This is a genomic window from Streptomyces sp. NPDC055506, from assembly GCF_053643595.1.
Map to the genome: position 1 here is coordinate 61,221 of NZ_JBSHKH010000014.1, position 14,384 is coordinate 75,604.

Sequence of the window (14,384 nt, forward strand, 5' to 3'; positions counted from 1 at the left end):
TCGCGCGCGCCGGATCCGCCTGGCTTGCGTCCGTGTCGTTCACAAGTCTGTGAAGGACCCGTGCCGGCCCGCGCCGGAGGCGAAGCGGGCGGCGCCCTCGATGCTCTCGGCCAGCACACCCGCGCCGTGCCTGAACTCGCTGCTGAGCGCGGCCGGCTCGTCCAGGCCCTCCTGGTCGAGGACGAAAGGCGCGGTCGGCCCGCAGGCAGGACTGCGGGAACCCGGCGATCGCGGCGGCCAGTTCCTCGGCCTCGGCACGGGCGCGGCCGGGCGGGACGACACAGTTGACGAGCCCCATGTCGTGGGCCTCGGCGGCCGGGACGGGCCGTCCCGTGAGGATCAGGTCGAGGGCGCGGCCGGTACCGATCAGCCGGGGGAGCCGCACCGTGCCGCCGTCGATGAGCGGTACGCCCCAGCGTCGGCAGAACACGCCGAACACGGCGTCCTCCTCGGCGACCCGCAGGTCGCACCAGAGGGCCAGCTCCAGACCCCCGGCCACGGCGTGCCCGGCGACCGCGGCGATCACCGGGTTGGACAGCCGCATCCGGGTCGGCCCCATGGGCCGTCGCCGTCCGGCTCGGCCCGGTTGCCGCGGCCGGTGCCCAGCGCCTTGAGGTCGGCGCCCGCGCAGAAAGTTCCACCCTCGCCCCACAGCACCGCCACCCTGGCCTGCTCGTCTGCGTCGAACTCCCGGAAGGCTGCGGCGAGTTCGGCGGCCGTGGGGCCGTCCACGGCGTTGCGTGCCTCCGGGCGGGAGAGGACGACCGTGGTCACATGTCCCTGACGCTCGATCCGCACCGGCATGGTGACGTCCCTTCTACGTGACGGAGTCGGCACGCTACCCGGGTCAGATCACCTTCAGCCGCACCAGTGCGCCCAGTGTCACCGCGCCCGGCAGCAGCGGCAGCCAGACGGTGATGACCCGGAAGGCCAGGACCACGGCCGTGGCCACCGCGGCCGGGCCGCCCGCCGCCACCAGCGCCACGACCAGCGCCGCCTCCACCGAGCCGATCCCGCCCGGGGTGGGCACCAGGGCGACGGCGACGGTCGCCGCCAGGTAGGCCACCGCCATGTGCGCGGGCGGCACGTCAAGACCGAGCGACTGCCCCACCAGCACCAGCACGGAGGCCTGCAGCGCCGGGAAGGCGAAGGACCCGCCCCACAGGGCCAGGGCCCGCGCCGGGCGGGTGTGCACCGAGCGCGCCTCGCCGAACGCTGTACGCAGGAAAGAGACCAGGGCCGAGCGCACCCGCCCGACCAGGGCGACCACGGCCGCCGCGACCACGAGCACCACGCCGGCACCGGCCAGCAGCGGACCGAACGCCGTCTCCGGGACCAGAGTGCTCAGCCGCAACGCGTCGGGGAAGACGAAGAAGAGGGCACCCAGCAGGGCCACCCGGCCGATGCTCTCCGCCAGCAGATACAGCGCGAGGGCGGCCGAGGAGCGGGCGAGCGGCAGCCCGCACACCGTCATGAACCGCAGATTGACCGCGCTCGCGCCGAGCCCGGTCGGCAGCAGGTGGTTGGCCGCGCCCGCCGCGAACTGGGTCGCGAGGAGCCGCCGTTTGGGCAGCGGTTCGACGACCGCGCCCTGCCGGGTGCAGGCGGCCGCGACCCAGGTCAGACAGGTCGCGCCGACCGCGGCCAGCAGCCACGGCCACTCGGCGGTGCCCAGGTGCGCGAAGCCAGCGGCCAGCACCGACCGGTGCTGGACCGCGACCACGGTGACGAGCAGGAGCGGAAGCAGACACAGGATCTGACGCAGGCGGCGGACCGGGACGCGACGGGGGAGTCGTCCCGGGCGGATGTCGGGGAGTTGTACCGCTGTCACATCCGCAGAGGCTTCCCACGCCGTGCCAACGGCGGGTTGCGGAAGCGGGGACTGCGGATTGCGGGCGGGGAGCGGCTCGGAGGAGATCGTCATAGGGGCCTTCGCGCGGGGAGCGTGCGGGGGACGGGAAGAGGGGGATCGGGCTGATTGTGCGGGATGTCGGGGGAGATGTGCGAGCGCCTTGACCTCAAGAAAGCTTGAGGTTCTACGTTTCGTGCCATGAGCATGGAGACCACAGCGTGGACACAGCTGCAGAGCGTCATGCACGCCGAGCAGGAACGCCGCCCCTTCGCCCTGGCGACCCTGCGCCGCATCGGCGCGTTCGCCCGCCCGCACCGGCGCCGCATCGCCCTCTTCGTCCTGCTCGGCGTGGCGACCGCCCTGCTCGCGGTGGCGACCCCCGTCCTGGCCGGGAGCGTCGTCGACGTGATCGTCTCGGCCGGTGACGAGGGCAGAGTCGTACGTCTGGCCCTGCTCATCGCGCTGATCGCGGTGGCGGAGGCGGCGCTCGGCATTCTCGGCCGGAGGCTGTCGGCGACGCTCGGCGAGCACCTCATCCTCGATCTGCGGACCGCCGTCTTCGACCATGTGCAGCGGATGCCGGTGGCGTTCTTCACACGCACTCGTACGGGCGCCCTCGTCTCGCGGCTCAACAACGACGTCATCGGCGCCCAGCGCGCCTTCAGCAACACCCTGTCGGGCGTGGTCAGCAACCTCGTCACACTCGTGCTCACCCTCGCCGTGATGCTGACCCTGTCCTGGCAGATCACCCTGCTGGCGCTGGTGCTGCTGCCGGTGTTCGTGATCCCGGCCCGGCGCATGGGCAGCCGGATGGCCCGGATGCAGCGGGAGGCGGCGACCCTGAACGCGGCGATGGGCACCCGTATGACCGAGCGCTTCTCCGCACCCGGCGCCACCCTGGTCAAGCTCTTCGGCAGGCCCGAGGAGGAATCGGAGGAGTTCGCCGAACGCGCCCGCCGCGTCGCGGACATCGGGGTCCGGACCGCCACCGCCCAGGCCGCCTTCATCACCGCCCTCACCCTGGTCTCCGCCCTCGCCCTGGCGCTGGTCTACGGCCTCGGCGGCTGGTTCGCCCTGCGCGGCGCCCTGGAACCGGGCGCGGTCGTCTCGCTGGCGCTGCTCCTGACCCGGCTGTACGCGCCGCTGACCGCGCTGGCCGGGGCACGCGTCGAGGTGATGAGCGCACTGGTCAGCTTCGAGCGGGTCTTCGAAGTGCTCGACCTCCGGCCGCTCATCGAGGAGAAGCCGGACGCGCGCGGGGTGCCCGACGGGCCCGTGGCGGTCGAGTTCGAGAAGGTCCGCTTCGGCTACCCCGCCGCCGACAAGGTCTCCCTGGCCTCCCTGGAGGAGGTCGCGACCCTCGACCGGCGGGGCGGCGACGAGGTCCTGCACGGCATCTCCTTCCGCGCCGAACCGGGACAGACCGTGGCGCTCGTCGGCTCCTCCGGCGCGGGCAAGTCGACCGTCGCGCAACTGCTGCCCCGTCTGTACGACGCCGACGGGGGCACCGTGCGCGTCGGCGGCGTCGACGTCCGCGACCTGAGCGCCCGGGCCCTGCGGGAGACCCTCGGCATGGTCACCCAGGACGGGCACCTCTTCCACGACACCGTCCGCGCCAACCTCCTGCTGGCCCGCCCCGCGGCGACGGAGCAGGAGGTGTGGGACGCCCTGCGCCGGGCCCGCCTCGACGACCTCGTACGGTCCCTGCCCGACGGTCTCGACACCGTGGTCGGCGAACGCGGCTACCGGCTCTCCGGCGGCGAACGCCAGCGCATGACCATCGCCCGGCTGCTGCTGGCCCGCCAGCGTGTCGTCATCCTCGACGAGGCCACCGCCCATCTCGACAACACCTCCGAGGCCGCCGTGCAGGAGGCCCTCACCGAAGCCCTCGACGGGAGGACGGCGGTCGTGATCGCCCACCGGCTGTCCACCGTCCGGTCGGCGGACCAGATCCTGGTCGTCGAGGCCGGCCGGATCGTGGAACGGGGCACGCACGAGGAACTGCTGGCGGCGGGCGCACGGTACGCCGAGCTGTACCGCACGCAGTTCAGCGCGACGGAACCCACGGTCGTCGAAAGCGTGTGAACGGCTCCGGGCGCGCATCCGTACCCCTTGCGAGTACTCACACCTGCCCGACAGGGCAGAACAGCGCCCATCCGGAGAGGCGACGTGTCCCAGCAGCAACCGCACGCACCATCCAACCGCCGGACCCCGTCCCGCGCCCACCGGCTGCGCATCGCCGCGGCGGTGGGCGCCCTGGTCGCGCTTCCCCTGGTCACCGCCTGCGGCGGCGGTGACGACGAGAAGCCCGCCGGCAGCGGCAAGGCGGCGAAGCCCGGCGGGGCGGCCGCTCCCGCCGCCGGTGTCGTCGCGCCGGCGAAGGTGGAGGTCATCGCCGGACTGGCCGGCTGCAAGGCGAAGATCCGCACCGAGGCGGACGAGCTGCGCGAGGGCGTGTGCCACACCAAGAAGGGCGACTTCCTCATCACCACCTTCCCCGAGGAGAAGCTCAAGGAGACCTGGCTGGAGTCGGCCAGCGTCTACGGGGGCAAGTACCTCGTCGGCATGCGCTGGGTCGTCAGCGCCAAGCCCGGCATGTACGAGTCCCTGCGCGCCAAACTCGGCGGCACCGTCCAGGAGTTGCAGGGCATCGGCCCCTCCGCGAACCCCTCCTGACGTCACTCCGGCACCAGACGGCGGACGAGTCCGGCGACCTGCGCGTCCTGCCGGGCCAGGAAGGTCGAGACGGTGCGCGGCGCCGTCCGCCGAGGCGTCGTCGACTACCTCCTCAAACCCTTCGACTTCGAGGACCTGCGCCCCCGCCTGGAGCGCTACGCCGACCGGCGGGGCCGACTGCACGACGGTCGTACGGGGCCAGGCCGACGTGGACCGGGTCCTGGCCGGCGCGATCGTCTCCGCCCCCGCCCCCACCCTGCCCAAGGGCATGAGCGTGGAGACCGCAGAACTGGTCGAGCGGGCCCTGCGCGCGACGGACGGCACCCTGTCCGCGACCGAGTGCGCGGCCCTGACCGGCCTCTCCCGCGTGAGCGCCCGCCGCTACCTGGAGTACTTCCACAGCACGGGCAGCGCGGAGGTGACCTTGCGGTACGGCGCCGCGGGGCGACCGGAACGCCGTTACGGCCGCCGGCTGTGACCCGGGGGTTTGCGCTCACTTGGTCGTCGTCCTGCCGGGGCTGGGCGAACGGTCCTCGCCGTCCCCGACCGACGCGGAAGGACCTCGACCTGCTGAGGGACCCCGAGCGACTGAGTATCGAGAGGTACCCGGGGCTCGCCCCCCGCGGGACTCGTCCGGGCCCCAAGGCGTTCGGGCTGTGATACCACTTCTGTCTCGGCGTCGCCGATGCCGCGCGGACGCTGGACGCCCGACTGCTGCCAAGGCTGGAGCACTGGCCGGACGAGGAGGACCGCAAAGCACGCGTCGTCATCGTCGCCCACTCCATGGGCGGCCTGGTGGCCCGCTATTGGAGGGATGCGCGCAGTGGTGGACGCCTCGGACGATGTCGTCCTGTTGACTGGGGGACGCATCACCAAGGGCGTGGTCCGTATCGCAGAGACGGTCCGCAGACCGGCCTCTGCCGCGTCGCCGTTCGTCGCCGACCTTTTGGGCTTGCTGGAGGAGCGAGGATTCCCCGGTGCACCGCGTTATCTCGGCCGGGACGGCGCGGGTCGGGACACCTTCAGCTATGTGCAGGGCTGGGTGCCATCCAGGTTCCAGCGATGGACCGACGTGCAGGTCGCTGCGGCCGGCGTCCTGGTGCGGGACATGCACGACGCCACCCGGGGCAGTCGTCTCCTCGGCGGGCGGCATCAGGTCATCTGCCACAACGACCTGGGGCCCAACAACGCGGTCTTCCAGGACGGCAGACCGGTCGCCTTCATCGATTTCGACATGGCTGCGCCGGGTAGTCCGCTGGAGGATCTCGGGTATATGGCCTGGTCGTGGTGTGTCTCGTCGAAGGCCGAGGCGCCGTCGGCAGAGGTTCAGGCTGCTCAGGTGCGTGTGCTCGTCGACGCCTACGGTCTGGTTGGGTCGGAGCGGGAGGCGGTGGTGGATGCCATGCTGGAGCGCCAGGCCCGCAACGCCCGCTTCTGGGCAGAAGTGCATGCCAATCCGGTGGGTATTGAGGTCAGCCGCGAGCAGGTCGCCGAGCGCATCGCCTGGTCCCGGCGAGAGCACACACATACTGCCGACAATCGCCGCATTTTCGAGATGGCCCTGAGCTGACGCTGCGCGCGGCGGGCCACGTCTCCTCCGCGCCTGAGCCCGCGGAGCGACTTGGTGTGTCAGCCGATGACGTCCCCCGGCCGTGGGCCTGCCTTCTCTACGTTCCGTCGCCGCCGGTGACGGGGAAAAGGCGGAGACCAACTCCCGCACAGTGCTGCCTGACCCTGTGCCGAGATTGATGACTTCGTAGGAGCTGTCGGCCGTGACGGCGTCGGAGCGGAGCAGAGCCTGGACGTGCGCCTGCGCGAGGTCCCACACGTGGATGTAGTCCCGGATCGCGGAACCGTCCCGGGTCGGCCAGTCGGTTCCTGTCACGGTGAAGGGCCGGCCGCTCAGGTACGCCTCGATGAGCTTGCCCATCGCGTGTGTCGGCGCTGGATTCCGCAGTCCGGTGACTCCACACTCTGGCCCGGGAATCCGGCTCGCTGAACTCTCCGGCGGCCGGCGCCAGCGCGTGGCGATCGCTCACGCACTGGTGCTCCCCTCCCGGGCCTCGTCGTCTCGCACGACCTGGCCGTCATACGACAGATCGCGCACCGCGTGGTGGTCAAACGGGACGGACGGGTCGTGGGAAGCGCCTCGGCCGACGATCTCTTCCCTGAAGGACAGCCGTCCCCGCAGAAGTCGATGTCGCCGAAATGTAACGGGTGCATGGCATGGGCACGAAAGTGTTGTTGCGGGCACGGTAAAGCGAAGCGGCCGACCTTGACCATGTTTTGACCTGTCGTTAGGTTCGGATCTCATGCGGATCTTTGAATTCCTTCGCAGACGGCGGGCCGTTGATCTGATGCGCATCGCCACGGCCGTGTGTATCTGACGTCTACAGCTGCCCGTACTCCTCGATCTCTGTTTTCAAGAAGGAATCAATGACCTCGCGCATACGCATGCCCAGATCCAGGTTCGCCGCGGCGGCCGCCTTGTCCTTCGCCCTTCTGACGACTTCGTGCGCGGACAACTCGGCGTCCACGGAAGTCGGCAAAGACGTCTCCGGCGAGAAGATCCCGGCCAAGGTCTCCTCGGACACCTCCATCACCGTCGGGGCGCCGGAGCTCAAGGTCGCGCTGCAGCTGTCGGGGCAGATCGACAAGCTGCCCTTCAAGGTCAAGTGGGCCAACATCAGCGGTGGACCGAAGTGCTCCGAGGCCTTCCGGGCGGGCGCTCTCGACGTCTGCTCAGCCGCGGACATCCCGTCGATCAACGCCTACTGGACCGGCCTCGACACCAAGCTGGTAGCAGCCGAGTTCCGCAAGGAGCCGCTTCGGCACCCGATCTACGAGCTGGGCATCGCGCCCGGCGCGGGCATCAAGACGCTCGCGGACCTGCGCGGGAAGAAGATCGCCTACAGTCCCGGGCAGGCACAGGGTGCGCTGGTGCTGCGGATCCTGCAGAAGGCCGGGCTCAAGAAGGACGATGTCGAACTTGTCGAACTGGCCAGCACCGACGACGTCTATCCCACGGCACTGGGAAATCACCAGGTGGATGCCGCACCCCTGGGGGAAGTCAACATCAAGCGGTATCTGACGAAATACGGAAAGAGCGGCGGGACGACCGTCAGGCACGGATTGCGGGACGACCCGGCGCACCTGTGGGCACTCACCGATTCCGTCAGTGACGCACAGAAGTCCGCCGCCGTCAGGGAACTCATCAAGTTCTGGGCGCGCGCACAGATCTGGATCGACAAGCACCCCGAGGAATGGATCGAGGGCTATTACGTCAAGGACCAGGGGCTGAGCCGCGAGGACGGCGAATATCTCGTCCAGCGGTCCGGTGACCCTGACATTCCCGCGGACTGGACCAGTGCCATCGGGCGTCAGCAGCAGACCATCGACTTGCTGGCGAAGGAGCAGGACCACAAGGCCTTCAAGGCGGACCTCCTCTTCGACCGGCGATTCGAGTCGGTGGGCGCCGACGCCCTCGCCGGTGCTGGGGGGTCGACATGAGCACGACGCTCTCCGACAAGCAGCGGCCCTCGGTGACACAAGAGGCCGTGCCCGCCGCCCGGCGTTTGTCGAGCCGTCGCACCCGCAGGCGTCTCGCGCCGGGACGCCCCGTGCCGTACGGCTGGGCGATCGGTTCGCTGCTGCTGCTCGCCGTCTGGGTCGTGGGCTCCGCCACCGGCCTCATCGACGCCCGGAGCCTGCCGGCGCCCTGGACCATCGCGGCAGCGGCAGGCGATCTCATCGAGGAAGGCCGGCTCCAGTCCAACCTGGCGACATCCGCCCAACGCGCAGTGCTGGGGCTGGTGTTCGGGGTGGCGGCCGGGCTGCTCCTCGCGCTGGTCTCCGGGCTCAGCCGGATCGGCGAGGCGGTGATCGACGGCCCCGTCCAGATCAAGCGGGCGATCCCCTCGCTGGCGTTGATCCCGCTGCTGATCCTCTGGTTCGGCATCGGCGAGACGATGAAGGTCGTCACCATCGCGCTGGGCGTCTTCGTTCCGGTCTACATCCACACCCACAACGGACTGCGCGGTATCGACAACCGTTACGCCGAGCTCGCGGAGACGGTGCGGCTCAGCAGGCTGCAGTTCGTCCGCCACGTGGTGCTGCCCGGCGCCCTTCCCGGCTTCCTGCTCGGGATGCGCTTCGCGGTGACCGCCGCGTGGCTCGCGCTGGTCGTCGTCGAACAGGTCAACGCCACCAGTGGCATCGGCTACATGATGGAGCTCGCGCGGACGTACGGGCAGATCGACATCATCCTCGTCGGTCTCGTCGTGTACGGACTCCTCGGGCTCTTCTCCGACGCCCTGGTACGGCTCGTGGAGAGGAGGACGCTGACATGGCGGCGCACACTGGGGGACTGACAGGCACGGAGGACCAGGACGCCGTCGAGGGCCTGTGGACCACCGAGGACCGCGCGGCCGACAGGGCCACGGTCCGGATCGGGAACCTGGTGCGCTCCTTCGGCGAGCGCAGGATCCTCGACGGGCTGGACCTGACCGTCGCCCCGGGCGAGTTCGTGGCCCTGCTCGGGCGCAGCGGCTCCGGCAAGAGCACACTGCTGCGCGCACTGGCCCGGCTCGACCACGACGTGGCCGGAAGCGGTGAACTCGCCGCCCCCGAACGCCTCTCCGTCGTCTTCCAGGACGCCCGGCTGCTGCCCTGGAAGCGCGTGCTCGACAACGTCGTCCTGGGCCTCGGCGGACCGGATGCCGAGCAACGCGGCCGGGCCGCCCTCGCCGAGGTCGGCCTCGAAGGCCGTGAGCGGGCCTGGCCCGTCGAGCTGTCGGGAGGCGAACAGCAGCGCGTCTCACTCGCCCGCTCTCTCGTACGCGATCCGGAACTGCTGCTCGCCGATGAGCCGTTCGGGGCACTGGACGCCCTGACCCGGATCAGGATGCACGTCCTGCTGCGCCGGCTGTGCGAACGGCACCGGCCCGCCGTCCTACTGGTCACGCACGACGTCGACGAGGCGATCGTCCTCGCCGACCGGGTGGTGGTGCTGGACCAGGGCCGGATCGCCGCCGACCTCCCGGTGGAGCTGCCTGAGCCGCGCCGCCACGGCAGCGCCGAGTACGCGGCCCTGCGTGACCGCCTGCTCGCACAGCTGGGAGTGGACCTCGTGGAGAACGGCAGCCCGGCATGACCGAACCGTGCCACGCCTCACCGACCTTCTTGGACCTCACCGAAACCGAAGGAGCAAGCGTGAGTTCGACCAGAACCCGCCCCACCCTCGTCGTCCTGGGCGCGGCGGCTCTGCTGGCCGCGTCCGTCGCTGTGCCGCAGGCCTCGGCTGCGGGCCGTACCTCCACGGCGCTCACCTGGTACGACGCCACGGCCGAGACCATCGCGACGGCCGGTGCGTCGACCCAGGTCACCAACAGCCGTACCTGGGCCATCAGCTGGCTCGCCGCGGCCCGCGCCACCAGGAGCGTGCCGGCCGGCGTCGAGCGCGGCGCGTACCAAGACGCGGCGCTCGCCGCGGCCGTGCACCGCGCGCTGGTGACGCTGGCCCCGAGCCGTGCGGAGCAGCTCGACGCGACGTTCGAGGAGACCCTCGACGCGATCCCCGACGGCGCGGCGGAGCACCGCGGCATCGCGGCGGGGGAGCGGCAGGCGGACCTCGTCCTCGCCTCGCGTGAGGGCGACGGCCTCGACCCCTCCTCGGTCAACGCGCCGTATCCCGTGCGGCCCGCGGCCCCGGGCGTCTGGCAGCCGACACCTTCCGCGTACGCTCCGGCGACGCAGTACGGCAACCGGCTCGCCAAGCCCTTCCTGCTGAAGTCGCCGAGCCAGTTCCGGCTCGGCCCGCCGCCCGCCCTGGACTCGCGGCGCTACGCCGCCGAGCTCGCGGAGGTGCGGACGTACGGCGCCGCGGACAGCACCGCACGCACCGCCCACCAGACCGAGACCGCCACCTTCTGGCTGGGCTCCTCCCTCACTCTGTACACCGAGCCGCTGCGCGTGGCCCTCACGCGCACGAACCAGGGGATTGCCGGGCAAGCGCGGCTGGTCGCACTCTTCCACGTGGCGCTCGTGGACACGCAGATCGCCACCTCCGACAGCAAGTACGCCTACGAACGCTGGCGTCCCGTCACCGCGATCCGCACCGGCAGCATCGACCCCGATCGGGACTGGACGCCGCTGCACACCACCCCCGCGCATCCGGACTACCCCAGCGGCCACAACACCTACTCGGGCGCCGCGGAGACCGTCCTGTCGGCGCTCGTCGGGCCGCGCACCGCGCCGTTCCCCCTGACCAGCCCCACCGCGCCAGGGGTCACCCGGACCTACACCACCTGGAAGCAGCTCTCGGACGAGAACGTCGACGCCCGTGTCTTGTCCGGCATCCACTCGCGGTCGGCCGACGAGGCGGGGATCACGCTCGGCAAGGACGCGGCACGGTACGTCCTGCGGAACGAGGGACTGCTCTTCGCTCCACGCTGACCCTCTGGGCTCCCGCCGCCACAACGCGGATCGTGACCGCACCGAGGGCCCCGCTGTCGTGCGGGGCCCTCGGTGGGTCAGGCCGAGAGAGTGTCAGCCACAACCGAGGCTCAGTCGGATGATTCGCGCAACCTGGGGAGCAGCTGGTCGCCGAGGCGAGCGATCTCCTGCTTGTACGGGGTGTCCGACAGCACGAAGTGCGTGATGCCGAGCTTGCGGTAGTTGGCCAGGGCGTCGGCCACGTCGTCGGCGGAGCCGACCAGCCAGGTGGTCGCCGCTCCGCCGCCTCCGTATCTGCCCGGGGTGGTGTACAGGCACGTGTCGAGGACCTCGCCGCGCTCGGCGAGTTCGAGGAGCCGGCGTTGTCCGACGGCCGACTTGCGGTTTCCCGTCCAGGTGGCGCCCTCGCCCGCGTCGGCCGCCATCTTCGCGACCCTCCGTTCGGCTGCGCGCCAGGCCTCCTCGGTGGTGTCGCGCACCAGTGTCGTGATACGCAGCCCGAACTGGAGCGGCTTGTGCCGCCGGTCCACCTGTCGGCTCAGCGTCTTGAGCCGGTCGACGCGTTCGGCGAGCCCGTCCAGTGGCTCGCCCCAGAAGAGCTGGACATCGGCCTCGGCCGCCGCCACCCGTTCCGCTGCCTCGGAGGCCCCGCCGAAGTAGAGCGTCGGATGGCCCCGCTTGCCGGTCGCGTACGGGCGGGGTGCGACCGTGGAGGCGGTCACCTGGAAGTGCTCGCCGCGGAAGGTGACGTCCTCCTCGGTCCACAACCGTCGCACCAGATGCATGAACTCCTGCGTGCGGGCGTACCGCCGAGCGGGATCGATGTTCGTGTCGCCGTACGCGGCCGGGTTGTCCAGTCCGCTGACGATGTTGACCAGGACGCGTCCACGGCTGAGCTGGTCCAGCGTCGCGGACGCGCCTGCGAAGTTGGCCGGGTGCCAGTAGCCGGGGCGAACCGCGATCAACGGCTTGAATGTCGTGGTCCGGGCCGCGAGCGCCGTAGCGACGGTGAAGGTGTCCGGGCGTCCCCATCCGGTGCCCAGCAAAGCACCTCCCCAGCCGTGCTCCTCCGCGGCACGGGCGAGGTCTGTCGAGTATTCGATCGACCCCCAGTCGGCTGTGGTGTCGTCGCCGCGGTGGCCCGGCTCGACGGTGTTGGGGACGTACCAGAGGAATTCCGGGCTCATCGTGCTTCCGATCGCTGCGTGGCCGCAACCGGCGCCACTCACAACGGGGGCGGCCGGTTCATGGGGAGTGATGCGTCAGAGGGCGGACGGGTCAACCGTGCCCAGGGCCGCCGGTCGCGGCGGCATGAGGAGACGGCCGAATCAACAGCGGGCGCTCGACACGCGCTTGAGGTCGACACAACGCTCTCTGGTCAGGAGCGGGACCTCATACATGTGATCGAGTCTCAGCGGGATCGATCGAGATGTCAATGAACCCTTCTTCCACGCCCGCCTCGTGGCACAAGGTTGCAATGGAGCCGAAATACCACGCTGTTGACGAACCGTGTGACATACAGCGAGCATCGATCGAAAGGAACGCCCAATCAGCCGGCGGAGCGATCCGTGGACGCGGCGAGGGGAGCAGCGATGCGGCACCACCAGCCAGTGCACTCACATGCCGCGGCCCTCGTTGCCTTCCGGGCCTCGCGCCTCGCCATGCGTCTCCACGTGGATCTGCGGCGCGTCGCCAGCGCCATCTGTAGCGTCTGACGGCTCCGGCTGCCGCACCTCGCGTTGCGGTCGGCGCCGCGGTTCAGCGCTTTCCTCGAATTCGTTCGGATTCTTCTCGTTCTTTCGGGCTTTTCCCATGCCTTCCCGCATTCCCAAGACCGTACGAGCGGTCACGACACACGGGAGATCACACCATGCCCGTCCCCGCCGAAGCCACGCTCACCGTCCACCCCGTCGCAGGCCACATCGGCGCCGACATCACCGGCGTCGACATCTCGCGGCCGCTGTCGCCCGAGGAAGTGCGGCGGATCCGTGAGGCCCTGCACCGCTGGAAGGTTGTCTTCTTCCACGGCCAGCAGCTCGACCACGCCTCGCAGATCGCCTTCGCCCGCCACTTCGGCGAGTTGACCTACGCCCACCCACATGACGACGCCCCGCCTGAGGAATTCCCGCAGATCTTCACCATCGACCCGCGCCGCTACGAGCAGCGTTACGGGGAGGGGTTCAAGCAGCAGCGGACCAGCCGCAACTACAGCTACTTCGGAGGCTGGCACACCGACGTCACCCCGGCTGTGAACCCTCCGGCCGCCTCGATCCTGCGCGCGGAGACCGTCCCCGAGCACGGCGGCGACACGACCTGGACCAACACCGTCGCGGCGTACGAAGGACTGTCCGCCCCGGTCCGCGCCTTCATCGACGGGCTGCGCGCCGAGCACCGCTACGGCGCCGACGACAAGCTCGTGGGCGACAGCGGCTATGCCCGCCGGGTCAACGACAACCTGCTGGTCGCCCACCATCCCGTGGTGCGCGTCCACCCGGAGACCGGCGAGCGGGCGCTGTTCGTGAGCCCCGGCTTCGTCAGCCACATCCTGGATGTGACCCCGCGCGAGAGCCGCAAGCTGCTGGAACTGCTCTACGAGCAACTGACCCGGCCCGAGTACACGGTGCGCTTCCGCTGGGAGCCGGGCAGCGTGGCGTTCTGGGACAACCGTGCCACCGCCCACCTCGCCCCGAGTGACCTGGACCATCTCCAGGTGGAACGGCGGCTGCACCGCGTCACGTTGGTCGGCGAAGTTCCGGTGGGCCCTGACGGGCGTGAGTCGGAGCTGGTCTCCGGCAAGCCGTTCACGGCGGACCACCGGGTCGTGGTCAGCGCCTGACGGTCCGCACCCTCGACCTGGACAATGCCAGCCTCGACATCGGGCCCCGGCACCATCGGCGGGGTGGTCGGCCTCTCTCCCGTCGGTGGCCGGACCATCGGGTCCGGCCACCGACGTGCTCGGAGCGCTGTCGGGCGGTGCGGGCAGTCATGGTGGTCGGCGGGCCGGCGCGGGTGGTGGGTGCGAGGCGCGGTCGCTGGGGTGGGACGTCTCCGGTGGCGTGGTGCCGGCGGGTGCGGATGGCGCCGAGGCCCCGGCGGGCGCCGGCGACGAGTGGAACGGGGGTGTTCGCCGGGTCGCAGGCGTGCGCCTCGATGCGGCGGCCGATGAAGAGGGGTATGTGACTCGTCAAAGTGCCTCCGAGCTGATGGGGATGGGGACCCGGATGGTCGATGAACGCCCACGGGTCGTGGGCGCGTCAGGAATGAGGGTGCGGCGCTTTGGAAGTAACTGGTCGACTACAGTGCGGTGCGGGCCGTGACTGGCGCTGAGGTGGAGCACCACCGGGGAGCGGTCTGACGAGACGTCGTTGCCGTGCGCCTGGGCGAGTGATCAGCAACGCCTGGA

The 14,384-nt window shown here is 70.6% G+C and carries 11 protein-coding genes, 3 pseudogenes and 1 riboswitch; of the genes and pseudogenes, 10 read left to right on the plus strand and 4 right to left on the minus strand.

The window, feature by feature from the left end:
- Positions 1–39: 39 nt before the first annotated feature.
- Positions 40–804, minus strand: a pseudogene (locus ACWIF2_RS08405) (crotonase/enoyl-CoA hydratase family protein).
- Positions 805–847: 43 nt separating this feature from the next.
- The gene (locus ACWIF2_RS08410) at positions 848–1,831 is read right to left on the minus strand and encodes a lysylphosphatidylglycerol synthase transmembrane domain-containing protein (RefSeq protein ID WP_454359358.1); all 984 of its coding nucleotides are present in this window, start codon (positions 1,829–1,831) and stop codon (positions 848–850) included.
- Positions 1,832–2,056: 225 nt separating this feature from the next.
- On the opposite strand from ACWIF2_RS08410, the gene ACWIF2_RS08415 reads away from it, so the two are divergent.
- The 4 genes and pseudogenes from ACWIF2_RS08415 to ACWIF2_RS08430 all read left to right on the plus strand — a co-directional run bounded on the left by ACWIF2_RS08415 (position 2,057) and on the right by ACWIF2_RS08430 (position 6,098).
- Positions 2,057–3,937, plus strand: coding sequence for an ABC transporter ATP-binding protein (locus tag ACWIF2_RS08415; RefSeq protein ID WP_454359381.1), 1,881 nt, complete (start codon positions 2,057–2,059; stop codon positions 3,935–3,937).
- A gap of 84 nt (positions 3,938–4,021) precedes the next feature.
- Positions 4,022–4,528, plus strand: a complete 507-nt coding sequence (locus ACWIF2_RS08420) for a hypothetical protein (protein WP_454359359.1) — start codon at positions 4,022–4,024, stop codon at positions 4,526–4,528.
- 54 nt (positions 4,529–4,582) lie between these two features.
- Positions 4,583–5,006, plus strand: a pseudogene (locus tag ACWIF2_RS08425) (two-component system response regulator); the annotation flags it as partial.
- Positions 5,007–5,342: 336 nt separating this feature from the next.
- Positions 5,343–6,098 carry a phosphotransferase gene (locus ACWIF2_RS08430; RefSeq protein WP_454359360.1) on the plus strand — a complete coding sequence of 252 codons (756 nt, stop codon included), beginning with the start codon at positions 5,343–5,345 and terminating at the stop codon, positions 6,096–6,098.
- Between the two features lie 192 nt (positions 6,099–6,290).
- Here the strand turns inward: ACWIF2_RS08430 and ACWIF2_RS08435 are convergent.
- Positions 6,291–6,560 (minus strand): annotated as a pseudogene (locus tag ACWIF2_RS08435) (NAD-dependent epimerase/dehydratase family protein); the annotation flags it as partial.
- A 404-nt stretch (positions 6,561–6,964) separates the two neighbouring features.
- On the opposite strand from ACWIF2_RS08435, the gene ACWIF2_RS08440 reads away from it, so the two are divergent.
- Genes ACWIF2_RS08440 through ACWIF2_RS08455 form a run of 4 tightly spaced genes read left to right on the plus strand, consistent with a single transcriptional unit; the run spans position 6,965 to position 10,981 of the window.
- On the plus strand, positions 6,965–8,038 hold the full coding sequence (locus ACWIF2_RS08440; RefSeq protein WP_454359361.1) for an ABC transporter substrate-binding protein: 1,074 nt from the start codon (positions 6,965–6,967) through the stop codon (positions 8,036–8,038).
- A complete protein-coding gene (locus ACWIF2_RS08445; RefSeq protein WP_454359362.1) occupies positions 8,035–8,898 on the plus strand; it encodes an ABC transporter permease in 864 nt (287 codons plus the stop codon). Before ACWIF2_RS08440 ends, ACWIF2_RS08445 begins: the two co-directional genes overlap by 4 nt.
- On the plus strand, positions 8,874–9,680 hold the full coding sequence (locus ACWIF2_RS08450) for an ABC transporter ATP-binding protein (protein ID WP_454359363.1): 807 nt from the start codon (positions 8,874–8,876) through the stop codon (positions 9,678–9,680). Before ACWIF2_RS08445 ends, ACWIF2_RS08450 begins: the two co-directional genes overlap by 25 nt.
- Positions 9,681–9,739: 59 nt before the next feature.
- Positions 9,740–10,981 (plus strand): vanadium-dependent haloperoxidase, encoded by a 1,242-nt coding sequence (locus ACWIF2_RS08455; protein WP_454359364.1) that lies wholly within the window; start codon positions 9,740–9,742, stop codon positions 10,979–10,981.
- A gap of 110 nt (positions 10,982–11,091) precedes the next feature.
- Here the strand turns inward: ACWIF2_RS08455 and ACWIF2_RS08460 are convergent, their stop codons facing one another.
- Positions 11,092–12,168, minus strand: a complete 1,077-nt coding sequence (locus tag ACWIF2_RS08460; protein ID WP_454359365.1) for an LLM class flavin-dependent oxidoreductase — start codon at positions 12,166–12,168, stop codon at positions 11,092–11,094.
- A 474-nt stretch (positions 12,169–12,642) separates the two neighbouring features.
- On the opposite strand from ACWIF2_RS08460, the gene ACWIF2_RS08465 reads away from it, so the two are divergent.
- Positions 12,643–12,696, plus strand: a complete 54-nt coding sequence (locus ACWIF2_RS08465) for a putative leader peptide (protein ID WP_454359382.1) — start codon at positions 12,643–12,645, stop codon at positions 12,694–12,696.
- 155 nt (positions 12,697–12,851) lie between these two features.
- Positions 12,852–13,817: a TauD/TfdA dioxygenase family protein gene (locus ACWIF2_RS08470; protein ID WP_454359366.1), complete on the plus strand. Its 966-nt coding sequence runs from the start codon at positions 12,852–12,854 to the stop codon at positions 13,815–13,817.
- 467 nt (positions 13,818–14,284) lie between these two features.
- A riboswitch (ZMP/ZTP riboswitch) is annotated at positions 14,285–14,370 on the plus strand.
- The last annotated feature ends 14 nt before the right edge of the window (positions 14,371–14,384 follow it).

What these genes read in the sequence shown, in the direction of transcription:
- ACWIF2_RS08440 (WP_454359361.1), top strand. Translation starts at nt 6,965, where the DNA reads ATGACCTCGCGCATACGCATGCCCAGATCCAGGTTCGCCGCGGCGGCC.
- ACWIF2_RS08460 (WP_454359365.1), bottom strand. Translation starts at nt 12,168, where the DNA reads ATGAGCCCGGAATTCCTCTGGTACGTCCCCAACACCGTCGAGCCGGGC.
- ACWIF2_RS08415 (WP_454359381.1), top strand. Translation starts at nt 2,057, where the DNA reads ATGGAGACCACAGCGTGGACACAGCTGCAGAGCGTCATGCACGCCGAG.
- ACWIF2_RS08445 (WP_454359362.1), top strand. Translation starts at nt 8,035, where the DNA reads ATGAGCACGACGCTCTCCGACAAGCAGCGGCCCTCGGTGACACAAGAG.
- ACWIF2_RS08430 (WP_454359360.1), top strand. Translation starts at nt 5,343, where the DNA reads ATGCGCGCAGTGGTGGACGCCTCGGACGATGTCGTCCTGTTGACTGGG.
- ACWIF2_RS08450 (WP_454359363.1), top strand. Translation starts at nt 8,874, where the DNA reads ATGGCGGCGCACACTGGGGGACTGACAGGCACGGAGGACCAGGACGCC.
- ACWIF2_RS08470 (WP_454359366.1), top strand. Translation starts at nt 12,852, where the DNA reads ATGCCCGTCCCCGCCGAAGCCACGCTCACCGTCCACCCCGTCGCAGGC.